We start from the raw sequence: 23,183 nt of genomic DNA, 5'->3' as shown, positions 1-23,183 counted from the left end.
CCGGGGCGAGGGCCGCGGGGATCAGGCCGGTCCGGCGCCCGGCTTGAGGGGCGAGACCCGGAAGTTCCCCTGCTCCGCGACCTTCCCGAAGCTCCACGGGGCGCGCAGTGCCCGCGTCTCGTCCGGCGGTATGACCGTCAGCAGGCGGGGCAGGGCCGCCTCGGACTGCGACTGCGGGTCGGCGCCGCCCGGCGCGGCCCAGTCGATCTCGGCGTAGGCGTTCCCGCCCGGCTTGAGCACCAGGTGCGGCGGCGGGCCGCCCACCCTCTGGTCGCTGCTCGGCAGCGCCGAGCCGTCCTCGACGGCGATGCCGACGCCCGGATACCCGTAGACCCGGCACGCGCGGCCGGAGGTGTTGGTCAGGACGATCGTGGACGAGCGCGATCCGGCGGCCCCGTCGAGGCGGCCGAGCCGCGCCGAGAGGCCGGCGGTGTGGCAGCGGTCGAGCGCCCCTGCGCCCCCGCCTGTTCCCTGCCCGCCGCCGGCCCCCTGTGCGGCGCCTCCGCCGTCGCCTGCCGCGGCTCCCGGGGTCGCCCCGGACCCGCCGGGGTTCGTTCTCGTTCCGCTCACCTTGCAGCCGGTGAGCGTCGCGCCCAGCGCGAGGCCCGCCAGCGCCAGCGCGGTGGTGCGGCTCTTCATCGGTGTTCTCACGCGGCTCAGACGCCTGGAAGGCCGCTGAAGATCCACTCAGATCCGGTGATCTCCGCCTGCGGCGCGACCCGTGCGGCCAGGGGGACGCCGGCAGGCGTCCCCCTGCGCGTCGTGCCAGGTCAGCCGCCGGAGCCGCGTCCCGGGTTCTCCAGCTGGAAGAAGTTGCTCTGCGCCCCGTCCTTCTTGTGCTCCTGGTAGATGAAGTCGAGCTCGCGGTCGTCGAAGGTGCGGAACCAGGCGTCCCAGGAGATGTGCTCCAGGTTCTCCCCGCCGTACCCGGGGAAGTCGAACAGCAGCCGGCCGGGCCTGCCCCCGTAGTCGCTGCCGGGCACGCTCGACGGCGCCGCGCCGCGCTCGTCGGCCCACTGGCGGATCACGTCGTGGTCCGTGGTGACCAGGCTCTGGCCGGGGCGCTGCTCGTGCTGGTCCGGTGAGGTGATCCGCCGGTCGTACTTGTGCTCGCCGCGGATCGGGTGGTTCTGCCCGCCCATCGGGGTCCCCCTCTTCGCTCGTGCGTTCGGCGCCGCGGACCGGGCCGGCCCGGGCGCTCAGGAGGACGTACCCATACATTTCAGGCTTAACGGGCAGGTCAGCGGGTGGTGGCGAGCGGCTCGCCGCGCTGCGGGCTCCCCGGCGGGCGCCGCCGCCGGGCCCGTCCGGCGAACGCCCCGGCCGCCAGCAGCACCGCGCCCACCGCCGCGGTCCCGATCGGGACGGCGGTCCGCAGCAGGTCGATCTTCGCCGCGCCGTCCGAGGAGGTGTGCCGCAGCGACCGCTGCGACTCCGGCGTCATCCGCAGGTCCATCTGCCCGACGACGAGGCGGCCCGGGCCGCTCTTCGGCTGAAGGGTGGACAGTACCTTCTGCTCCTGGTCGATCGGCGCGCCGGTGCGCGGGTCCACCCAGTACGTCGCGTCCGCCTGGTAGTAGCGGTCGACGGGGACCGCCGGGCCGCCCTTGCCGCGCCCGAGCAGATCCCCGGGCACGTCAGGAAGCTGCGTCCCCTCCACCTTGGTGTACGGGATGTGCTGCACGAACCGCCAGGCGAGGATCCCGTGCACGCGCTCCTGGCCCGCATAGACCGCGGGCCAGGCCCGGCGCGTCGCGGGGTCGTAGACCTGCTTGCTCTTCTTGGTGGCGTTCACGGGCCAGAACAGCCCGACCCCCGACTGCGGCGCGGACACGTCGCCGTCGACCGAGGCGCCGCAGCAGGTGGTGAGGCGCGCGGTCCGGCGGTCGAAGGCGACCCGCTGGTTCTGGATCTCGATCGTGGTGCCGCGCGTGACGTCCTGGATCATCGTCGCCGAGTCCCAGACGGCGATGTCGCCGTGCGAGGACGTCACGTCCCCGCGGACGGTGTTGGTGGCGACGACCGTCGCGCCGGTCACCTGCTTGACGGACTTTGCGTCGAAGTAGGTGGCGTTGTCGGCGCGCAGCCGCGTGACCTGGTAGACGTCCGTCGGCGCCGCGATCAGCCGGGGGGCGACGTAGAAGCGGACCAGCACGGCCATGATCAGGAGGAACGCGCCCAGACCCGTGAGCACCATGCCGATGACGTTGCGCAATGCCGCCTCCTCGTCGTTCCCGGCTCCCCGCCCCCGACCACCGGGCCGGTGCCCGGTCCGCACATCGTCCGCCAAGAAGGCGGCGAAATGAATGCATGCGCTCGGGAAAGCGAAAATTTGTGCGGCCGCCCACCGCCGGCCGCCGGGGTTTGTGCCCGGCGACGGGGCGCGACGCCGCCGCCCGGGCGACGCCCGCAGGCCCCCGCACGGGGTGTGAGGGGCAGTTAACGCGGGGGTGACGTTCGGGACCCATACGGGAAATAAGGCTCTCCGAGGATCAAGGCATGGAAGCCCGCAACGAACCGGACACGCACCTGGTCGTGGTCGGCCACGGCCCGGCCTCGCACCGCCTGGTGGAGGCCCTGCGCGAGCGCGACGCCGCCGGGACGTGGACGGTCACCGTCATCGGCGAGGAGCCGCGCACCGCCTACGACCGGGTGGCGCTGACCACCCACCTGGAGGGCGCCGACCTCGCCTACCCCGCGCACGGCGCGGGGGTCTCCGTCATCACCGGCGAGCAGGTCACCGCGATCGACCGCGCCGCCCGTACCGTGACGACCTCGGCCGGACGCACCGTCGGCTACCACGCGCTGGTGCTGGCCACCGGGTCGGCGCCGTTCGTGCCGCCGGTGGAGGGCCGGGACCTGCCCGGCGTGTTCGTCTACCGCACCATCGACGACCTGGACGCGATCCGCGACTACGCGCGCGGCCGGGAGACCGGCGCGGTCGTCGGCGGCGGGCTGCTCGGCCTGGAGGCGGCCCGCGCGATCCAGGGCCTCGGCCTGCGCAGCGGGGTCGTGGAGGTCGCGCCGTGGCTGATGCCGCGCCAGCTGGACGAGGGCGGCGGCGCGATGCTGCGCCGCCACATCGAGGCGCTCGGCATGGCCGTGCACGCCGGCGCGCCGATGGAGCGGCTCGAGGCGGGCGCGGACGGCGCCGTCGCGGGCATCGCGCTCGCCGGCGGGGAGCGGATCGGCGCGGAGGTCGTGGTGTTCTCCGCGGGCATCCGGCCGCGCGACGAGCTGGCCCGCGGCTGCGGGCTGCCGGTGGGGGAGCGCGGCGGGATCGTCGTGGACGCCGCCTGCCGCACCGAGGACCCCGCGATCTGGGCGATCGGCGAGTGCGCGCTCATCGGCGGGACGGTGTACGGGCTGGTCGGGCCGTGCTTCTCGATGGCGGAGACCGTCGCCGACCGGCTGCTGAACCCGGCGAGCACGGCGGTGTTCGAGGGTGCCGACATGTCGACGAAGCTGAAGCTGATGGGCGTGGACGTCGCCAGCTTCGGCGACCCGTTCGCGGGCCCGGAGCAGGGTGCGCTCGGCGTCACCTACACCGACCCGGTCGCCGGCGTCTACAAGAGGCTGGTCGTCAGCGACGACGCGGCGACGCTGCTCGGCGGCGTGCTGGTCGGCGACGCCGAGTCGTACGGGACGCTGCGCGCCTACGTCGGCGGGAACCTGCCCGGCGCGCCCGAGCAGATGCTGTTCGGCGGCACCGAGGCGGCGGGCGGCGACCTGCCGGGCGCCACCGTCATATGCTCCTGCAACAACGTCACCGCCGAGACGATCCGCGGCGCGATCGCGGAGGACTCCCTCACCGACGTCGGCGCGGTGAAGGGCTGCACGAAGGCCGGGACGAGCTGCGGCAGCTGCGTCCCGCTGGTCAAGCGGATCCTGGACGCGGAGCTGACCGCCGCCGGCATCGAGGTCAGCAAGGCGATCTGCGAGCACTTCGACTACAGCCGCGCCGAGCTGTTCGACATCGTCCGCGCCGGCCGGGTCACCAGCTTCACGCGGCTCATCGAGGAGCACGGCCGGGGCCGGGGCTGCGACATCTGCAAGCCGGCGGTCGCGTCCATCCTGGCGAGCCTCGGCACCGGGCACATCCTGGAGGGCGAGCAGGCCGCGCTGCAGGACACCAACGACCACTTCCTGGCCAACCTGCAGAAGAACGGCACGTACTCGGTCGTCCCGCGCGTCCCCGGCGGGGAGATCACCCCGGAGAAGCTGATCGTGATCGGGGAGGTGGCGCGCGACTTCGGCCTCTACACCAAGATCACCGGCGGGCAGCGGATCGACCTGTTCGGCGCCCGCGTCGAGCAGCTCCCGGAGATCTGGAAGCGGCTCGTCGACGCCGGGTTCGAGTCCGGGCACGCCTACGGCAAGGCGCTGCGGACGGTGAAGTCGTGCGTCGGCTCCACCTGGTGCCGCTACGGCGTGCAGGACTCGGTCGCGATGGCGATCCGGCTGGAGCTGCGGTACCGGGGGCTGCGCGCCCCGCACAAGCTGAAGTCGGCGGTGTCGGGCTGCGCCCGCGAGTGCGCGGAGGCGCAGAGCAAGGACTTCGGCGTCATCGCCACCGAGAACGGCTGGAACCTCTACCTCGCCGGCAACGGCGGCATGCGGCCCCGGCACGCCGACCTGTTCGCCACCGACCTGACCGACGAGGAGCTCGTCCGCACCATCGACCGGTTCCTGATGTTCTACATCCGCACCGCCGACCGGCTGCAGCGCACCGCGAGCTGGCTGGAGGCCCTCGACGGCGGCGTCGGCTACCTGCGCGAGGTGATCGTCGACGACCGGCTCGGCATCTGCGCCGACCTCGACGACGCGATGGAGCGGCACGTCGCCGCCTACTCCGACGAGTGGCGCGACACCCTCGCCGACCCCGACCGGCTCCGCCGGTTCGTCTCGTTCGTCAACGCGCCGAAGACCCCCGACCCGAGCATCGAGTTCGAGGTCGAGCGCGAGCAGATCAAGCCCGTGCTCCTGCCGCTGGAGGTCAGGTGAACCGCGAACGGATCGTCGTCGTCGGGAACGGGATGGCCGGGGCCCGGCTCGTCGGGGAGCTGCGCTCCCGCGACCCGGCCGTGCCGGTCACGGTGTTCGGGGCGGAGACGCAGCGGCCCTACAACCGGGTGCTGCTGTCGAACGTCCTCGCCGGGGTGACCAGGCCCGACCACATCAGCCTCGTCGACGCGGCCTGGTACGCCTCGCACGGCGTGGACGCCAGGCTCGGCGTCGAGGCCGTCCGCATCGACCGGGAGGCGCGCGCCGTGCACGCCTCCGACGGCACCGTCACCCGCTACGGGACGCTCGTCCTGGCGACGGGCAGCACCGCGTTCGTCCCGCCGATGCCCGGCCTGGAGGACGGGCTGCCGCGCGGCGCGCTGGTGTTCCGCACGCTCGACGACTGCCGCCGGATCTCCGAGCTGGCCGACTCGGCGAAGCGGGCCGTGGTCGTCGGCGGCGGGCTGCTCGGGATCGAGGCGGCGCGCGGGCTGGCGGGCCGCGGGCTGGAGGTGACGGTGCTGCACCTGGCCGGGCACCTGATGGAACGCCAGCTCGACCCGGCCGCCGGCAAGGTCCTCGCGCGGACGCTCGCGAGGCTCGGCATCGGCACCCGCGTGCAGGCGAACGTCGCCGGCCTGCGCACCACCGGCACCGGCGAGGACCGGACGGTGGCCGGCGTCGAGCTGGCGGTGCCGGACGGCGGGCGGGAGGTCCTCGACACCGACCTGGTCGTCCTGTCCTGCGGGGTGCGGCCCGAGGTGTCGCTGGCCCGCGACGCCGGCCTGGCGATCGGCCGGGCGGTGATCGTGGACGACGAGCTGCGGTCGGTCACCGACCCGTCCGTCCGCGCGATCGGGGAGTGCTCGGAGCACCGCGACGAGGTGTACGGCCTGGTCGCGCCCGCGTGGGAGCAGGCGACGGTGCTGGCCGGGCTGCTCGCCGGGACCGACCCCGCCGCGCGGTTCACCGGCGCCCGGCAGATCACCCGGCTGAAGGCGGCCGGCATCGAGCTGGCGTCGATGGGGGAGACGCACTTCGGCGACGACGACGACGGCGTGGAGGTCGTCCGGTTCACCGACGCGGCGCGCGGCACCTACAAGAAGGCGGTGATCCGGGACGGCCGGCTGATCGGCGCGATCCTGCTCGGCGAGACGTCCGCCGCCGGGACGCTCACCCAGCTCTACGACCGGGCCTCGCCGCTGCCGTCCGAGCGCCTCGACCTGCTGTTCCCGGGGCTCGGCGGCGCGGCCGAGGCCGCCTCGCCGGTGCGGATGCCGGACGCGGCGACGGTCTGCACCTGCAACAACGTCACCAAGGGGCAGATCCGCGCCTGCTGGCAGGACGGCGCCCGCACCGCCGGCGAGGTCTCCCGGCGGACCCGTGCGGGGACCGGCTGCGGGAGCTGCCGCGACGCGCTGGAGGGGATCGTGTCCTGGCTGGACGAGCAGGAGTCGGTGGACGCCTAAAGCATGAACTTGAACAAAGGTGTTCAAGTTATCGAGATCGCGAGCTACGCTAACCCGAACAATGATGTTCGAGTTAGGAGCCGTCATGCACGACCGCGCGACCGCGCCGTCCCCCGCGCACCCGCCGCACGGGCACCCGCCCGCCCCGCCCGCCGACCCCCGCCGGTGGCGGGCCCTCGCCCTGCTGTGCGCCGCCCAGTCCATGCTGATCATCGACATCACCGTGGTGAACGTCGCCCTCCCCTCCGTCGCCGCCGACCTGCACCTCGGCCGCGGCGGCCAGACCTGGGTCGTCACCGCCTACTCGCTGTGCTTCGGCGGCCTGCTGCTGCTCGGCGGCCGGCTCGCCGACGCGCTCGGCCGCAGGCGCGCCTTCCTGCTCGGCCTCGCGCTGTTCACCGCCGCGTCCCTCATCTCCGGCCTCGCCGCGACCGGCGGCGTGCTCATCGCCGGGCGCGCCGCCCAGGGCGTCGCCGCGGCGCTGCTGTCCCCGGCCGCCCTGTCGATCGTCACCACGACGTTCCACGGCGCCGAGCGCAACCGGGCCCTCGGCGTCTGGGCGGCCATCGGCGGCACCGGCGCCGCCGTCGGCGTCCTGGCCGGCGGGCTGCTCACCAGCGGACCCGGCTGGGAGTGGGTGTTCTTCGTCAACGTCCCGGTAGGGCTGGCCGTGCTCGCGCTGCTGCCGGCGGCCGTGCCGCCCGTCGCGCCGGTGCGCCGCCCGCTGGACCCCGGCGGCGCCGTCACCGCCACCCTCGCCGCCGCCGCGCTCATCTACGGCCTGGTCCAGGCGGGGGAGCACGGGTGGGGCTCGGCGCGGGCGCTGATCCCGCTCGCCGCCGCCGTCGTCCTCGCCCTCGCGTTCCTCCTGATCGAGCGGGCCGTCCGGACACCGCTCGTCCCGCCCGCCCTGCTGCGGCGCCGGACCATCGCGTCCGGCAACGTGCTCATGCCGGCCGCGTCCGCGCTGCTGCTGTCGGGGTTCTTCCTGTGCTCGCAGTACCTGCAGAACCTGCTGGGGTTCTCCGCGGTCGAGACCGGGCTGGCGTTCCTGCCGGCCGCCGCGGCGACGATCGCCGGCGCCCACCTCGCCTCGCACCTGGCGGGCAGGACCGGCACCCGGCCCGTCGCGGCCGCCGGCTTCCTCGCCGCCGCGGCCGGGGCGCTGCTGCTGTCGCGGGCGCCCGCGGCGGGCCACGTCCTGCCCGACGTGCTGCCCGGGTTCGTCCTGCTGGCCCTCGGCGCGGGGGCCGGGTTCGTCTGCGCCACCACGACCGCGATGAGCGGGATCGGCCACGAGGAGGCCGGCCTCGCGTCCGGCGTCGTCAGCACCGGCCACGAGATCGGCGGGGCCCTCGGCGTCGCGCTCGCCACCGCCCTCGCCGGCGCGAGCATCGGCGGGCGCACCGCCGGCGGGTTCCACACCGCGTTCACGGCCTTCGGCGTCGCCGCCGCCGCCGTCGCGCTGCTCGCGCTCGTCCTCGTGCCACGCGGACGCCCGGACCTCGGCGACGGCCCGGTGTTCGCCCACTGACCGGCCCCTACGCTGGATCCCATGACCTCCGCGACCCGCCGCCGCGCCGACGCCGAGCGCAACATCGAGGCCATCCTCGACGCCGCCCTCACCCGCCTCGGCCGCGACCCCTCGGCCAGCATGACCGAGATCGCCAAGGCCGCGGGGGTCGGGCGGGTCACCCTCTACGGGCACTTCCCGTCCCGCGAGGCGCTCGTGGACACCCTGTTCGACCGGTCGCTGGCCGACGCCGGCACCGTCCTCGGCGCCGTCGACGTCGACGCCGGGCGCGCGGACGAGGCCCTCGCCCGCCTCGTCCGCTCGTCCTGGCGCGTCCTGGACCGGCAGCGGACCGTGCTCACGGTCGCGCTGCGGGTGCTCGGCCCCGAGCGGGTCCGCGACCGGCACGCCGCCGTCCTCGCCCGCGTCGAGCGCCTGCTGCGCCGCGGCCGTGACGAGGGCGTCTTCGCGGACGCGCCGCCCGGATGGCAGGCCACCGCCGTCTACACGCTGATGCACGCCGCCGCGCAGGAGGTGGACGAGGGGCGGCTGGACGCCGCGGAGGCCGCGGAGACGCTGGTCGCGACGATCATGGGCGCCCTCGGCGGCGGACCGGCGGGGACCGGCCGGTAGGCTCCGCCGCATGGCCGTCTACGCGCTGGGAGACCAGGTCCCCGACATCCATCCGACCGCGTACGTCCATCCGGGCGCGACCGTCATCGGGTCGGTGGTCCTCGGCGAGGGCGCCACCGTCTGGCCCGGCGCCGTCCTGCGCGGCGACTACGGGACGATCACCGTCGGCGCCCGCACGTCGGTGCAGGACGGCACCGTAGTGCACACCACAGAGGAGTGGCCGACCGTCATCGGCGCCGACTGCGTCGTCGGCCACAACGTCCACCTCGAGGGCTGCGTGGTCGAGGACCGCTGCCTCATCGGTTCCGGGTCCGTCGTGCTCAACCGCGTCCGCGTCGAGACCCGCGCCGTCGTGGGGGCGGGCGCCGTCGTCACCGAGGGCGCCGTCGTCCCGTCCGGGCACACCGCGCTCGGTATCCCCGCCAAGCCCAGGCCCGGCGGCATCGACGAGAAGTGGCACGCCGAGGCGGTCGCGATGTACGTCGCCAACGGCCGCCGCTACGCGGCCGAGCTGAAGCGGATCCGGGACTGACGCGGGGGAGGCGCACATGCTCGACGGACGTCCGCTGGTCGACGCCCACGTCCACACCGCGCGGCTGCCGACGCTGCCCCCGGCGTGGCGGCAGTGGGCCGAGGAGTTCGGCTCCGCGCACCCCTGGCAGGACCTCTACGACGACTCCGGCGCCCTCGTCCCCGACCGCGTCGACGCCTACTTCGAGGCCGAGGGCGTGGACGTCGCGCTGCTGCTGTGCGAGTACAGCCCGAAGACCACCGGGTACCAGCCCATCGAGGATCTGGTGCCGCTGGTCAAGCACAACCCGCGCCGCTTCAAGCCGGTCGCCAACCTCAACCCGCACCTGCACTACCCGATCGACGCCGAGCTGGAGCGCCAGCTCGGGTTCGGCGCCGTCGCGCTGAAGCTGCACCCGGTCCACGGCGGGTTCTCCGTCGCCGACCCCGAGCTGTACCCGGCGTACGCGCTGTGCCGGGATGCGGGCATCCCGGTCGTCGTGCACTGCGGCACCAGCTCCTTCCCCGGCTCCGCCAACCGGTACGCCGACCCGACCCCGATCGACGACGTGCTCCGGCTGTTCCCCGGCCTGACGTTCGTGCTGGCGCACGGCGGGCGCGGCTGGTGGTACGACGCCGCCGCGTTCCTCGCGCTGTCCCGCGAGGAGGTCTGGATCGAGCTGTCGGGGCTGCCGCCCCGCCGCCTCCCCGAGTACTACGCCCGGTACGACCTGAAGCGGCTGGCCCGCAAGTTCGTCTTCGGCACCGACTGGCCCGGCGTCCCCGGCATCGCCCGCAACGCGCGGGCCGTCGCCGGCCTCGGGCTGGACGAGGAGATCGTCTCCCTCGTCCTCGGCGGCAACGCGATGCGCGTGTACCCCGGCATCGCGGACGACTTCGGCTCCGGGCGGGACACCGGCTCCGGAGAGGGCACCGGCTCGGGACAGGCCTCCGGCGGCTGATTCGGGCGTCCGAAACCGGGACGCCGTTTCGCGGGCGCGCGAACGGTGATCGGGACGGTACCCGCGGGGCGCCCGGCGCGTCCCGAACCCCCTCGGAGGACGCCATGCTCGCGATCGTCGCCGCGATCGTCTTCGCCCTCGCCCTGCTCTTCGACCTCGCCGACGTGTCGTCGGACGCCATCAACAACGGGACGCTGACCGTCCTCGGGCTGCTGCTCCTGTCGCTGCACTTCGCGGGCGTCGGCACCGGCCGGGACTGGCGCCACTACACCCGCCGCCGGCGGCGCCGCTGACCACGCCCCGTCTTCGCCCGCCGCACCGCCGTGGGGCCGTTCCGCGGCCGCCACGGCCGCGCGTTCGTGATCTACAATGTAAAGGCGACGGGCCGGTCACGCGGCGGGGTCGCGCGCGAACGCGCGCAGCGCGCCCGGCGCCACCACGGTGATCCGCCGGCGGCCCGTCCGGACCAGGCCCGCGCGGCGCAGCACCGCCAGCGCGCGGGCGACGGTCTCGCGCGAGGCGTCCATCCAGCTGCCGAGCTCCTCCTGCGACAGCGGCGGGCCGATGTCCACCGACCCGTCCGCGGCCGGCGGCGCGTACGCGGCCGACAGCTCGGCCAGATGCGCCAGCAGCATCGCCAGCCGCCGCGCGCCCTGCGCCGACACGTTCGCCTGCACCCGCCGGCCCGCGTCGTCCAGCCGCCGCACGAACATGCCGCTCACCAGCCGCCACACGGCCGGATGGGCGTCCAGGAACGCGGTGAAGCGGCCCGCCGGGACCACCAGCCCGCGGACCGGGGTGAGCGCCGTGACGGTCGCCGACCGGTGCCGGCTGCCGAGCACCGCGCTCTCGCAGACCAGGTCGCCCGGGCCGCGCACGGCCAGCACCACCTCGTGGCCGTCCGGCGTCGTGGACGTCACCTTCGCCCAGCCCGACCGGATGACGATGATGTGGTCGGAGTCCTCGCCCTGGTAGCACAGGGGCGCCCGCGGGGCGTAGTTGCGCGGGCGGGCCGCCGCCTCCAGCGCGACGCGCTGCGCCGGATCGAGCTCGGTCCAGAAGCCGTCGCCGCCGGGCGCGGACGGCGCGGCGAGACCGCCGCGCGGTGGGGTCCTGGTGTTCACGGGGTGCCGGCTTTCCGAGCCCCGCGGGGCTCACGGGTCGGGACGGACGGGCGCGCGCCGGTGCGCGCCGGCTGGTGAACCGGTACCCGCGGCAGATGGGGGGAGTGGGGCGGTGAGGCCCAGTGCCGCGGATACCGGTCCGCTCGTGCGGCCGCCGCGGCCGGACCCGGTGCCCGGTCGACGGCCGTCATCGCCCGTCCCGCGGCGGCGTGCGTGCTCTCCGCATGTCCCTAGGAGAACCCCTCATTGATCCACATGCTGCGCGCGCGGGCGCACCGCGTCTGCGTCATCTGACACTTTCGCGGAAAATTGCAGCTCGGAATCACCGGCGGCCAAGGCCCGGCGCGCAATTTCGTTCCGCCCCGGACCCGCGAGCGCCGGGCTAGCGGGCGAGGGCGTTCAGCAGCCGGTTGACGGGACTGGACAGGTTCCAGGCGTCGGCGAGCTCCACCAGCGCCCCGGCGTCGCGCGGCTCGGCGGGCAGCCGGTCGTCCAGCTTCGCCAGCTCCGGCGCGTCGATGTCGGTGACGACCCGGACCACCGTCTCGGCGGACGCCAGGTACTCGCGCGCCGCCTCCATCCGCTTGCGGGCGCCCGCCGGGAATCCGTCGGTGATCCCCGCGTCCAGCGCCGCCAGGATCCCGTCGACCGACCCGAACCGGGTGATCAGCGCGGCGGCGGTCTTGTCGCCGACGCCCGGCACGCCCGGCAGCCCGTCGCTGGGGTCGCCGCGCAGCGTCGCGTAGTCGCCGTAGCCGCGGCCGGGGATGCCGTACTTGGCCGCCACCTCCGCCTCGCCCATGATCTGCAGGTTCCGGATGCCGCGCGCGGTGTACAGCACCGACACCGGCCCGGCGTCGTCGACGAGCTGGAACAGGTCGCGGTCGCCGGTGACGATGTCGACCGGGCCGTCCGCCGCGCCGCGTACCGCGAGCGTGCCGATGACGTCGTCGGCCTCGTAGCCGGCGACGCCGACGCGGGCCAGCCCGAACGCGTCCAGCACTTCGTCGATGACCGGGAGCTGCGCCTCCAGCGCGTCGGGGGTCTGGTCGCCGCCGTCCTCGGCGACGCGGTGCGCCTTGTACGACGGCAGCGCCTCGACCCGGAACGCCGGCCGCCAGTCGGCGTCCATGCAGCAGACGAGGCGGTCGGGGGAGCGGTCCTGGACGAGCCGGGCGATCATGTCGATGAGGCCGCGGACGGCGTTCACGGGCGTGCCGTCCGGCGCCGTCACCGACTCGGGCACCCCGTAGAAGGCGCGGAAGTACAACGACGGCGTGTCCAGCAGCATCAGCCCGCTCATGGACTCATGCTCCCACGCGCCCCCGACATCCCGGCGGAGCCACGGCAGCCCGCCCGCGACGGCTCAGACGACCTGGACGGCCAGGACGCAGGTGTCGTCGTCGGGGTTGGCGCCGCCGAGCGAGCGCAGCACGTGGTCGGCGACCGCGTCGGGCCCGGCACCCGGGCGCTCCGCGGCGGTGGTCAGCAGCATCCGGAACCCGTCGGCGAGGTCGCGGTCGCGCCGCTCGACGAGCCCGTCGGTGTAGAACAGCAGCAGGTCGCCGCGGTGCAGCCGGGTGATGACCGACTCCAGGTCCGGTGCGTCGACCGCGCCGAGCAGCACGCCCTCGGGCGCCTCCAGCAGCGCGGCGGCGCCGTCGCGGACCAGCAGCGGCGGCGGGTGCCCGGCCCGCGCCCACGTCAGCACGCGGGGACCGGGGTCGTAGCGGGCCGCGACCGCGCCCGCGGTCGGTGCCGGGCCGCGCCCGCGCGCCTCCAGCGGCTCTGGGCTGAGCAGCATCCGGTTCAGCGCCGCCAGCATCCGGTCCGGCGCGGCGCCGGTGCAGGCCAGGCCGCTCAGCGCGTTGCGGACGCGCGCCATCCCGGCCGCGGCGGGCGGCCCGTGCCCGGCGACGTCGCCGATCGCCAGGAAGACCTCGCCGTCCGACAGCGCGGTCGCCTCGTACCAGTCACCGCCGACCCGCGTCCCGCCGCACGCGGGCAGGTAGCGGACGGCGGCGCGCAGCCCCGGAAGGTCGCGGGGGCCGCGCGGCAGCGGCAGCAGCGCGCGCTGCAGTTCGACGGCGGTGCGCCGCTCCTCGGCGATGCGGCGGCGCTGCCGCATCAGCTGCAGGCGGGTCGCGGCGAGCAGCTCGTCGCCGCGCCCGCGCGAGGCGTCCTGGAAGACGATCTGGACCGCGACCGGTTCGCCGCGGGCGTCCAGGACGGGCTCGGCCATCGCCCGCAGGTGCCGGACGGCGCCGCCGGCGCGGACGCGCAGCCCGGCGTCGGCGGGTTCGCGGCGGCGGAGCAGGACGCGCAGGAAGTGCCGGGCGTGCGGCAGGTCGGCGCCGACGACCTGCTCGGCGAGCCGGTCCAGCGGCGCGGGACCGGCGGCGGGGTCCCGCCCGAGCAGCGCGTACAGCCCGGCGGACCAGCGTGCCTCGCCGGTGGCCAGGTCCCAGCGGCCCCAGCCGAGGCCGCCGAGGCGCTCCATCTGCGCGAGCTGCGCGGCGGGGCCGGGCGGGCCGTCGTCGTCGCGGTCCGGCGGGCGCGGGCGCGGCACGTCGCTGCCCTCCGCCGCGGACCCGGGGCGCGCGCGCTCGGGCGTCTCGGGCGTGGCGCCGAGCAGCAGCGCGGCGGCCGCCTCCGGCTCGACCCCGGCTCCGGCGGCGAGTTCCAGCAGCCGGTCGTAGGCGGTCTCCACGTCGCAGCCGAACCGCTCGGCCAGCACGCCCTTCGCCTGCTCGACGGCCGCCCGCGCGTGCTCGGCGGGCGCCGCCGCGGCGGGGACCTGGGCAATCGCCGTATCCTCGCGTCCGGCGGTGTCTCGGGTGCGCCGCATCGGCTCAGCCGCGGCGGACCGGCGCGGGCGGGCCGGGGCGGCGCCGGGACGGCGCTGTTGGGATCCTGGTGCGGTATCCGAGGCGGTGCGAACTGTGTCGGAGCACGGACAGAATGTAACAGGAGCAGGTCACAGGGGAGGAGGAAGCGGTGATCCGCGGCGCGGCCCACGCCCGGCGGCGGGGCGGCCCGGCACCGCGACCGGTATGGAGACGGATGTGACAACGGAGTTGTATCCGCGCGAGCGGCTGGGGCGGGTGCGCGAGGCGACCGCGAAGGCGGGCCTCGGCGCGGTCCTGCTGACGCCCGGCCCGGACCTGCGCTACGTCACCGGGTACGACGCCAAGCAGCTCGAGCGGCTCACCTGCCTGGTGGTGCCGGCGGACGGCGAGGCGTTCCTGGTCGTGCCGCGGCTGGAGCTGCCGGCGGCGCAGGAGTCGCCCGCGGGCTCGCTCGGCGTCGAGCTGGTCCCGTGGGACGAGACCGACGACCCGTACGCGCTGGTCGCCCGCCGCCTGCCGGGCGGCCCGGCGTCGGTGGGGGTGGCCGACCGGATGTGGGCGGTGATGGCGCTGCGGTTCCGTGCCGCGATGCCGGGCGCCGAGCAGGTCGCCGCGGGCGGCGTGCTGCGGGAGCTGCGGATGCGCAAGAGCGCGGCGGAGGTGGCGGCGCTGCGCGAGGCGGGCGCGGCGATCGACCGGGTGCACCGGCGCGTCCCGGAGTTCCTGCGCGCCGGCCGGACCGAGCGCGAGGTCGGCCGGGACATCGCCGACGCGATCATCGCCGAGGGCCACGAGGTCGTCGACTTCGTCATCGTCGGGTCCGGGCCGAACGGCGCGAACCCGCACGCCGAGCTGTCGGACCGGGTGATCGGCGAGGGCGAGCCGGTGGTGGTCGACATCGGCGGGACGATGCCGAGCGGCTACTGCTCGGACTCCACGCGCAACTACTGCGTGGGGGAGCCGCCCGCCGAGTACGCCGCGTACTTCGCGGTGCTGGAGGAGGCGCAGCGGCTGTCGCGGGAGGCGGTCCGCCCGGGCGTGACGCCGGAGGCGGTGGACGCGGCGGCCCGCGACGTCATCGCGGCGGCGGGGCACGGCGAGCACTTCTTCCACCGCACCGGGCACGGCATCGGCCTGGAGTCGCACGAGGACCCCTACATCGTGGCGGGCAACCGCGAGCCGCTGGAGCCGGGGATGGCGTTCTCGATCGAGCCGGGCATCTACCCGGGCCCGCACGGCGCGCGCATCGAGGACATCGTCGTGTGCACCGAGGACGGCCACGAGCCGATGAACGTGACCGAGCGGGGCCTGGTGGTCGTCGGCTGAACATCCGGCCCCCGGGCCTCCGGGGCATAAGGGCGCGAAGGCGTGGGCGTTTTTCGTCCGCGCCTTCCGCTTGTTTTCGGTCGGCGAAAAATGACCCGGAAACGGGTCGGTAACGATCTCTGTACTAAATGCGCCAGCCGGTGCCGCGCGTATTGCGGTCCGGCCTTCCCGCCCTGTACCACCTTGTTTCAAGTTACGCCGGGGTAGTGCTTGTCAAGCAGAGGAGACGCCGTGGCAGAGGTCGACCTGACCAGCGTCGGGAAGGTCTATCCCGACGGGACGCGGGCCGTGACCGACCTGAACCTCAGCATCGCCGACGGCGAGTTCCTGGTGCTGGTCGGGCCGTCCGGCTGCGGCAAGACCACCGCGCTGCGGATGGTCGCCGGCCTGGAGGACATCTCCGAGGGCACCGTCACGATCGGCGGCCGCGCCGTCAACCGGGTCCCCGCCCGCGACCGCGACGTCGCCATGGTCTTCCAGAGCTACGCGCTCTACCCGCACCTGTCGGTGCGCGACAACATCGGGTTCGGGCTGTCGCTGCGCAAGATGCCGAAGCGGGAGATCCGCGAGAAGGTCGACCACGCCGCGCAGATCCTCGGCCTCACCGACCACCTGGACCGCAAGCCGCGCAACCTGTCGGGCGGCCAGCGGCAGCGGGTCGCGATGGGCCGCGCGATCGTCCGCGAGCCGCAGGCGTTCCTGATGGACGAGCCGCTGTCCAACCTCGACGCCAAGCTGCGCGTCCAGATGCGCGCGGAGATCGCCCGCATCCAGCGCGACCTCGGCGTCACCACGATCTACGTCACGCACGACCAGACCGAGGCGATGACGCTCGGCGACCGGGTCGCGGTGATGAAGAAGGGCCAGCTCCAGCAGGTGGCACCGCCGCAGGAGCTCTACGACCGGCCGGCGAACCTGTTCGTCGCCGGCTTCATCGGCTCACCCGCCATGAACCTGCTGCACGGCACGCTGTCCGGGGACGCGGCGAACCCGCGCCTGGAGATCGGCGGCCAGACCCTGACGCTGCCGGCCGCGGCGCTGCACGAGCGCCCCGGCCTCGCGTCCTACCTCGGGCGGGACGTCGTCGTCGGCATCCGTCCCGAGGACATGGAGGACTCCGAGCTCGTGGACGCGCCCGAAGGGTCCGGGCTGACCTCCACCGCCGACCTCGTGGAGGCGATGGGCTCGGACGTGCTGGTCCATTTCGCGGTCGAGGCCGCCCAGGTCGTCACCGAGGACACCAAGGAGCTCGCCCGCGACGCGGGGACCGACGTGCTGGGGCACATGGAGCGCCCCCGCACGGACCTCGTCGCGAGGTTCAGCCCCCGCACCCGCGTGAAGGTGGGCGACCCGGTGGCGATCCGCGTCGACACCGGTCGTCTGCACTTCTTCGATATCGAGTCCGGCGCGTCGATCTGGGGATCGGCCGCGGCGGGTCCGCTCAGGAAGGATGAGGGATGAGGGTCAGCAGAGGCGTGACGAGCCGCCGGGCGGTGGGCGCCGCCGTCGCGGCGGGACTGCTGCTGTCGGCCGCGGCCGCGTGCGGCGGTGGCGACGACGACAAGGGCGGCGGCTCGAAGACCTCGGCCGGGGGGACGGAGCTGAAGGGCGTCACCGTCTCGGTGGCCGCCAAGTGGACCGGGACGGAGGAGACCAACTTCCGCAAGGTCCTGCAGGCGTTCGAGAAGCAGACGGGCGCGACCGTCCAGTACGCCTCGACCGGTGAGAACACCGACGCCTACCTCGGGCCGAAGCTCGCCGCGCACAACCCGCCGGACGTGGCGATCCTGCCGCAGCCGGGCCTGATGCAGCAGTACGCCGCCAAGGGCCAGCTGAAGCCGCTGGAGCCCGACGTGGTGTCGGAGGTGTCGCAGAACTTCTCGCCGTACTGGAAGGACCTCGGCTCCTACCAGGGCAAGACCTACGGCGTGATCGCCAAGGCGGCCTACAAGTCGATCATCTGGTACCGGCCGCAGGCGTTCTCCGACGCGGGCGTGCAGCAGCCGCCGGCCGCCTGGGCGGACCTGGTGAAGGACGCCGGCACCCTGCAGGACTCGGGCACCACCCCGTTCACGCTGGCCGCCGGCCCGCAGGACTCCTGGACCCTGACCGACTGGTTCGAGAACGTCTACCTCTCGCAGGCCGGCCCGGACAACTACGACAAGCTGGCCAAGCACGAGATCAAGTGGACCGACCCGACGGTCGCCAAGGCGCTGCAGACGCTCGCCGAGATCTGGGGCAAGCCGCAGTTCCTCAACGGCGGCGTCGCCACCGCGACCAAGACCAAGTTCGACGAGTCGATCACGCAGGTGTTCGGCCAGAACAAGGCCGCGATGGCCTACGGCGGCGACTTCGCCGCGGCGAACATCGCCACCACCAAGGCCAAGGTCGGCACCGACGCCAAGGTGTTCGCCTTCCCGAAGGCCGGCGACACCGCCCCGGCGGTCATCGGCGGCGACGTCGCGGTCGCGATGAAGGACGGCAAGGGCGCGCAGGCGCTGATGAAGTTCCTCGCCTCCCCGGAGGCCGGGAAGGTCTGGGCCGGGCTCGGCGGCTACCTCACGCCCAACAAGGCGGTGTCGCCGGACGCCTACTCCGACCCGATCGCCAAGCAGCTGATCCAGCAGATGCAGCAGGCCGGCGACAGCGCCCGCTACGACATGTCGGACCTCGCGCCCGCCGCGTTCGGCGCGACGCCGGGCGCCGGCGAGTGGGAGGCGCTGCGCCAGTTCGTGAGCAAGCCCACCGACGTCAAGGGGACGCAGGCCACGCTGGAGGCCGCGGCCGCCAAGGCCTTCAAGTAGGGGAGCTGACGACCCCGGATGAAGCCCACGCATGAGGGGGTGCCGCCGGCCGCGACGGCCGGCGGCGCCGCCGCCGTCACCGGCCCGGCCGCGCCCCGGCGCGGCGCCCGGGAGCGGCTGACGCCGCCGTCCTGGCTGGCGCTGCTGTTCCTGCTGCCCGCGCTGCTGCTGCTCGGGTTCCTGGTCGTGTACCCGATCGTGTACTCGGTGATCCGCAGCTTCTTCGACGCCTCGGGCGGCTCGTTCGTCGGCTTCGACAACTACACCGGGGTGTTCCAGGGGCACGACGACCTCGTCGCGGTGCGCAACACCGTGGTGTGGGTGGTGGTCGCGCCCACGCTCGTCACCATCGTCGGGCTGTTCTTCGCCGTCCTCACCGAGCGGATCCGGTGGGCGACGGCGTTCAAGCTCGTCGTGTTCATGCCGATGGCGATCTCGTTCCTCGCCTCCGGCGTCATCTTCCGGCTGGTCTACCAGCAGGACCCCGACCAGGGCGTGGCGAACGCGGCGCTGGTCGCGATCCACGACACCTTCAAGTCCGGCACCACCTATCCGGGCGCGGGCCCGCGCACCGGCGGCGACCAGCTCGTCCACGAGCAGGGCGGCGCGGTGCTCGGGTCGGCTCCGGTGTCGGCGGGGCAGACCGCGCTGCTGCCGCTGGTGAAGGTCAAGCCCGAGTACCTGCCGAAGGACGCCAAGCCGGCCGCGCAGCCGCCGGCCGCGAAGGCCGGGCAGGTGACCGGGACGGTCTGGTTCGACTTCACCAAGGGCGGCGGCGGCGAGCAGAACAAGCCGAACGCCGGCGAGGCCGGCCTGCCCGGCATCAAGGTGGAGGCGCTGCGCGGCGGGAAGGTCGTCGCGAAGGCCACCACCGGCAAGGACGGCACGTTCACGCTGAAGAAGGTGCCGTCGGGCGCGGTGACGCTGCGGCTGCCGAAGGGCAACTTCACCGCCTCCTACGGCGGCGCCGAATGGCTCGGCACCACCCTGATCACCCCGGCGATCATCGGGTCGTACCTGTGGGTGTGGTCCGGGTTCGCGATGGTGCTGATCGCCGCGGGCCTGGCCGCGATCCCGCGCGACGCGCTGGAGGCGGCCCGGGTGGACGGCGCGACCGAGTGGCAGGTGTTCCGGCGGGTGACGATCCCGCTGCTCGCGCCGGTGCTGGTCGTCGTGCTGGTCACGCTCGTCATCAACGTGCTGAAGGTCTTCGACCTGGTGTTCATCATCGGCGGCGGCGATCCGAACGCCAACGTGCTGGCGCTGGAGATGTGGACCAAGTCGTTCGGCGGCGGCAACGACCCCGGCTCCGGCAGCGCGATCGCGGTGCTGCTGTTCCTGCTGGTGCTGCCCGCCATGCTGTTCAACATCCGGCGACTGCGGCAGGAGCGGAAATGAGCACCGCGGACGGCACTGACGTCACCCCCGACGGCGCGCCGGACGACGGCGGCACCGGAACCGGCACCGCGGCCGTGGCCGCCGCGCCGGGCAAGGACGGCGCGGCGAACGGGGCGGCCGGCGCGCCGCGCCGGAGCGTGGCGTCCCGCCTGGTGGGCCGGGCCGGCGGCACCGTCGTGCAGGTGCTGCTGGTGCTGGTCGCGCTGTTCTGGCTGGTGCCGACGTTCGGCCTGTTCGTGGAGTCGCTGCGCTCCACCGAGGACAACGGCGCCGGCGGCTGGTGGAAGATCTTCTCCCACCCGTCGCAGATCACGACCAGCGCCTACAGCTCGCTGCTGGACAAGCCCGACTTCGTCGACTCGTTCTGGAACACCGTGCTGATCACGGTGCCGGCGACGGTGCTGGTGGTCGCGATCGCGTCGCTGGCGGCGTACGCGTTCGCGTGGCTGGAGTTCCCCGGCCGCGACTGGCTGTTCCTGATCGTCGTCGCGCTGCTGGTGGTGCCGGTGCAGGTCGCGCTGCTGCCGGTCGCCAAGCTCTACGGGAACATCGACATCGGCGGGTTCAAGATGTACGGGTCGATCACCGGCGTGGTGCTGTTCCACGTCGCGTTCGGCCTGCCGTTCGCGATCTTCCTGCTGCGCAACTTCTTCGCCGCGATCCCCCGGGATCTGCTGGAGGCGGCGCGGATGGACGGCGGCTCGGAGTGGACGATCTTCCGGCGGGTGATCTTCCCGCTGGGCGGCCCGGCGATCGCCTCGCTCGGCATCTTCCAGTTCCTGTGGGTGTGGAACGACCTGCTGGTCGCGCTGGTGTTCGCCAACACCGGCGCGCAGCCGATGACCAAGTGGCTGCAGTCGCAGATGCGCCAGTTCACCGGCAACATCGACATCCTCGCGCCGGGCGCGTTCCTGTCGCTGCTGGTGCCGCTGGTCGTGTTCTTCGCCTTCCAGCGCTACTTCGTCCAGGGCGTCCTCGCCGGCTCGGTGAAGTAGCCCGATCAAAGGATGTGAGAAGGCCCGTGCGGGGCGCGCCCCGCACGGGCCTTCTCACATCCGCGGACGGTCCGGTCAGTCGTCGCTCTTCTTCGTCAGGTCCGGCACGACGGCGGCCGCGGCGTCCGGGTGGCCGATCGCGAGGCCGCTGGCCGGGTCGAAGAACTGCAGCCGCCGGGTGTCCACGGCCAGGTCGATGTCCTGCCCGGGCCGCACGTGCGAGCGGGAGTTGACGCGGGCGGTCCACAGCGCCTTGTTGTCCACCAGCGGGATCGCCATGTCGGCGTCGCCCTCGGCGGCGTCCTCGGCGAGGTCGGCGGTGTCCTTGTGCTCGACCGGCGGGGCGTCGATGGTGAAGATGACGTTGATCTCGCTGCCGAGCTCCTCGGTGACGCTGCTCTTCACCGACATCGGCGCCCAGTCGGGGTTGGCGTGCGCGGCGTCCTCGAAGTCCGACGGGCGGATGCCGAGGATCACCTCGCGGCCGAGGTAGTCGCGCAGCGCGGGCCGGTCGTCGAGGATCGCGTCCGGCACCGGCAGCGTGAAGCCGGCGAAGGAGACCTGCGCGCCGCCGTCGCCCTGGACGAGCTGCGCGGAGACGAAGTTCATCGCGGGCGAGCCGATGAACCCGGCGACGAACATGTTGACGGGGTTGTCGAACAGCCGCTGCGGGGTGTCGACCTGCTGCAGCTTGCCCTCGCGCAGCACGCACACCCGCGAGCCGAGGGTCATCGCCTCGATCTGGTCGTGGGTGACGTAGACGGTGGTGACGCCGAGCCGCTCGTGCAGCTGGCTCAGCGAGGCCCGCATGGACACGCGCAGCTTGGCGTCCAGGTTGGACAGCGGCTCGTCCATCAGGAACGCCTGCGGCTCGCGGACGATCGCGCGGCCCATCGCCACGCGCTGGCGCTGGCCGCCGGACAGGGCGGCGGGCTTGCGGGACAGGAACTGCTCGAGGCCGAGCATCTTGGCGGCCTCGCGCACCTTCTGCTTGATCTCCGCCTTCGGCGTGCCGCGCAGCTTCAGGCCGAACGCCAGGTTCTGCTCGACGGTCATGTGCGGGTAGAGCGCGTAGTTCTGGAACACCATCGCGATGTCGCGGTCCTTGGGAGCCAGGTCGTTGACGACCTGGCCGCCGATGGAGATCTTGCCGCCGCTGATCTCCTCCAGGCCGGCGATCATCCGCAGCGCGGTGGACTTGCCGCAGCCGGACGGCCCGACCAGCACCATGAACTCGCCGTCCTGGATGGTCAGGTCCAGGCCGTCCACCGCCTTGACGCCGCCCGAGTAGATCTTGTCCACCTGGTCCAGCTTGATCTCGGCCATCCCCGCCCCTTCGTGGAAACGTTTCCGTCGCACCCTGCCCCAGCAGGGCTTTCGCTCAATGGCTGGAGTAAACAACATGGAATCGTTTCCATGGGAGAGTTGATCAGGATAAGGTCGGAGAACTGCGGATATGGAGGGGCGGGCACCGGTGGCGGACGGACGGTCGGCGACGATCAAGGACGTGGCGGCCGCGGCGGGCGTCGGGATCGCGACGGTGTCCCGGGTGTTCTCCGGCGGCTCGGTCAGCCCGGCGACCCGAGAGCGGGTGCTGGCCGCCGCCGCCGAGCTGGACTACCGGCCGAGCGCCCTCGGCCGCGGCCTCAAGCTGCGCCGCAGCGGCGGCATCGGCCTCGTGCTGCCCGGCGTCACCGACCCCTTCCACGCCGAGCTGGTCGCGGGCGTGCTGGCCAGCGCCCGCACGCTCGGCGGGCACGTCATCGTGGAGGCGTCCGGCGGGGACCCCGCGCAGGAGGCGGAGATCGTCGACCGGCTCGTCGAGCAGCGGGTGGACGGCATCATCGCGCTGCCCGCCGGTGACGAGGCCGACTGGCGCGCCGCCGTCCGGGTGTGCTCCAGCGTCGTGTTCGCCGACCGGGTGCTGCCCGGGCTGCCGGAGATCCCCGCGGTGCTCGCCGACGACGCCGGCGGCGTCCGGTCCCTGGTGGAGTACCTCGCCGGGCTCGGGCACCGGCGGATCGCCTTCCTCGGCGGCGCCGCGCCCGGCGAGCGGCCCGGCGTGCGGGAGCGGGCGTTCCGCGACGCGCTGGCCCGGCTCGGCGTCCCGGTGGAGGAGGACCTGGTCGTCGCGGCGCGGTCCGCGCGGGACGCCGCGTACGCCGCCGCGGCGGGGCTGCTGCAGCGCCGCGCGGACGTGACCGCCGTGCTGGCCGCCGGCCACCTGCTGGGCGAGGCCGCCGTGCTGGTGGCCCGCGAGCTGGACCTGCGCGTCCCCGCCGACGTGTCGATCGCGATGGTGGACGACGTGGCGTGGGCGGAGCTGTGCGACCCGCCGCTGACGGCGGTGGCGCGGCCGGGCCGCGACATCGGCCACCGGGCCTGCGAGCTGCTGCTGCGCGACCGGGCCCGGCGCGGCCGGGGCGCGCCGCTGCTGCTGCCGACGGAGCTGGTGGTGCGGGGCAGCTGCGGCGCGCTGCGCGGCTCCCGGCGGTGACCGCCGCGGGCCCGGACGGTACCGGTCCGCCCCATGTGCGGGTGATTAGAACTGATCTGTGATCTGCCCGGGTCACGTGCACGCGCCGCGGCACGCTAG

The 23,183-nt window shown here is 74.1% G+C and carries 20 protein-coding genes; 13 read left to right on the top strand and 7 right to left on the bottom strand.

What is annotated here, in order from left to right:
• Positions 1–21: 21 nt before the first annotated feature.
• The 3 genes from J4709_RS05960 to pgfA all read right to left on the bottom strand — a co-directional run bounded on the left by J4709_RS05960 (position 22) and on the right by pgfA (position 2,215).
• Positions 22–639: a DUF4232 domain-containing protein gene (locus tag J4709_RS05960; protein ID WP_208237759.1), complete on the bottom strand. Its 618-nt coding sequence runs from the start codon at positions 637–639 to the stop codon at positions 22–24.
• Positions 640–770: 131 nt separating this feature from the next.
• Positions 771–1,142, bottom strand: a complete 372-nt coding sequence (locus J4709_RS05955) for a hypothetical protein (protein ID WP_208237757.1) — start codon at positions 1,140–1,142, stop codon at positions 771–773.
• Positions 1,143–1,240: 98 nt separating this feature from the next.
• The gene (gene pgfA, locus J4709_RS05950) at positions 1,241–2,215 is read right to left on the bottom strand and encodes a cell envelope lipid trafficking protein PgfA (protein WP_208237755.1); all 975 of its coding nucleotides are present in this window, start codon (positions 2,213–2,215) and stop codon (positions 1,241–1,243) included.
• 284 nt (positions 2,216–2,499) lie between these two features.
• Between pgfA and nirB the strand changes: the two genes are divergently transcribed.
• From nirB to J4709_RS05915, 7 genes are all read left to right on the top strand, one after another.
• Complete coding sequence (nirB, locus tag J4709_RS05945; RefSeq protein WP_208237753.1) at positions 2,500–5,004, top strand: nitrite reductase large subunit NirB; 2,505 nt, start codon at positions 2,500–2,502, stop codon at positions 5,002–5,004.
• Positions 5,001–6,473: an FAD-dependent oxidoreductase gene (locus J4709_RS05940; RefSeq protein ID WP_208237751.1), complete on the top strand. Its 1,473-nt coding sequence runs from the start codon at positions 5,001–5,003 to the stop codon at positions 6,471–6,473. The genes nirB and J4709_RS05940 overlap by 4 nt, the downstream gene beginning before the upstream one ends.
• A gap of 85 nt (positions 6,474–6,558) precedes the next feature.
• On the top strand, positions 6,559–8,007 hold the full coding sequence (locus J4709_RS05935) for an MFS transporter (protein ID WP_208237749.1): 1,449 nt from the start codon (positions 6,559–6,561) through the stop codon (positions 8,005–8,007).
• Between the two features lie 21 nt (positions 8,008–8,028).
• Positions 8,029–8,619, top strand: coding sequence for a TetR/AcrR family transcriptional regulator (locus J4709_RS05930; RefSeq protein ID WP_208237747.1), 591 nt, complete (start codon positions 8,029–8,031; stop codon positions 8,617–8,619).
• 10 nt (positions 8,620–8,629) lie between these two features.
• A complete protein-coding gene (locus J4709_RS05925) occupies positions 8,630–9,151 on the top strand; it encodes a gamma carbonic anhydrase family protein (protein WP_208237745.1) in 522 nt (173 codons plus the stop codon).
• A gap of 16 nt (positions 9,152–9,167) precedes the next feature.
• On the top strand, positions 9,168–10,091 hold the full coding sequence (locus tag J4709_RS05920) for an amidohydrolase family protein (RefSeq protein ID WP_208237742.1): 924 nt from the start codon (positions 9,168–9,170) through the stop codon (positions 10,089–10,091).
• A 104-nt stretch (positions 10,092–10,195) separates the two neighbouring features.
• On the top strand, positions 10,196–10,384 hold the full coding sequence (locus J4709_RS05915) for a hypothetical protein (RefSeq protein ID WP_151546327.1): 189 nt from the start codon (positions 10,196–10,198) through the stop codon (positions 10,382–10,384).
• A 96-nt stretch (positions 10,385–10,480) separates the two neighbouring features.
• Here the strand turns inward: J4709_RS05915 and J4709_RS05910 are convergent, their stop codons facing one another.
• The 3 genes from J4709_RS05910 to J4709_RS05900 all read right to left on the bottom strand — a co-directional run bounded on the left by J4709_RS05910 (position 10,481) and on the right by J4709_RS05900 (position 14,063).
• Positions 10,481–11,215 (bottom strand): Crp/Fnr family transcriptional regulator, encoded by a 735-nt coding sequence (locus J4709_RS05910; RefSeq protein WP_208237740.1) that lies wholly within the window; start codon positions 11,213–11,215, stop codon positions 10,481–10,483.
• Between the two features lie 382 nt (positions 11,216–11,597).
• Entirely contained in the window at positions 11,598–12,518 is a 921-nt protein-coding gene (locus tag J4709_RS05905) for a 5'-3' exonuclease (RefSeq protein WP_208237738.1), read from the bottom strand.
• A 63-nt stretch (positions 12,519–12,581) separates the two neighbouring features.
• Positions 12,582–14,063: a SpoIIE family protein phosphatase gene (locus J4709_RS05900; RefSeq protein WP_208237736.1), complete on the bottom strand. Its 1,482-nt coding sequence runs from the start codon at positions 14,061–14,063 to the stop codon at positions 12,582–12,584.
• Between the two features lie 217 nt (positions 14,064–14,280).
• On the opposite strand from J4709_RS05900, the gene J4709_RS05895 reads away from it, so the two are divergent.
• From J4709_RS05895 to J4709_RS05875, 5 genes are all read left to right on the top strand, one after another.
• Complete coding sequence (locus J4709_RS05895) at positions 14,281–15,390, top strand: M24 family metallopeptidase (RefSeq protein WP_307801007.1); 1,110 nt, start codon at positions 14,281–14,283, stop codon at positions 15,388–15,390.
• A gap of 231 nt (positions 15,391–15,621) precedes the next feature.
• Positions 15,622–16,851, top strand: coding sequence for an ABC transporter ATP-binding protein (locus J4709_RS05890; RefSeq protein WP_208237732.1), 1,230 nt, complete (start codon positions 15,622–15,624; stop codon positions 16,849–16,851).
• Positions 16,848–18,194 (top strand): ABC transporter substrate-binding protein, encoded by a 1,347-nt coding sequence (locus J4709_RS05885; RefSeq protein WP_208237730.1) that lies wholly within the window; start codon positions 16,848–16,850, stop codon positions 18,192–18,194. The genes J4709_RS05890 and J4709_RS05885 overlap by 4 nt, the downstream gene beginning before the upstream one ends.
• Positions 18,195–18,212: 18 nt before the next feature.
• Positions 18,213–19,592, top strand: a complete 1,380-nt coding sequence (locus tag J4709_RS05880; protein WP_208237722.1) for a carbohydrate ABC transporter permease — start codon at positions 18,213–18,215, stop codon at positions 19,590–19,592.
• Complete coding sequence (locus J4709_RS05875) at positions 19,589–20,587, top strand: carbohydrate ABC transporter permease (RefSeq protein WP_208237720.1); 999 nt, start codon at positions 19,589–19,591, stop codon at positions 20,585–20,587. Before J4709_RS05880 ends, J4709_RS05875 begins: the two co-directional genes overlap by 4 nt.
• A 75-nt stretch (positions 20,588–20,662) precedes the next feature.
• On the opposite strand, the gene J4709_RS05870 is transcribed toward J4709_RS05875, so the two are convergent.
• Positions 20,663–21,913 (bottom strand): ABC transporter ATP-binding protein, encoded by a 1,251-nt coding sequence (locus J4709_RS05870; RefSeq protein ID WP_208237718.1) that lies wholly within the window; start codon positions 21,911–21,913, stop codon positions 20,663–20,665.
• A gap of 148 nt (positions 21,914–22,061) precedes the next feature.
• On the opposite strand from J4709_RS05870, the gene J4709_RS05865 reads away from it, so the two are divergent.
• Complete coding sequence (locus J4709_RS05865; protein WP_307801005.1) at positions 22,062–23,084, top strand: LacI family DNA-binding transcriptional regulator; 1,023 nt, start codon at positions 22,062–22,064, stop codon at positions 23,082–23,084.
• Positions 23,085–23,183: the final 99 nt, after the last annotated feature.

The organism is Actinomadura violacea (genome assembly GCF_017573465.1).
Lineage (GTDB): Bacteria > Actinomycetota > Actinomycetes > Streptosporangiales > Streptosporangiaceae > Spirillospora > Spirillospora violacea.
The sequence above is the reverse complement of the archived record's forward strand: the minus strand, read 5'-3'. Positions and strand labels throughout refer to the sequence as shown.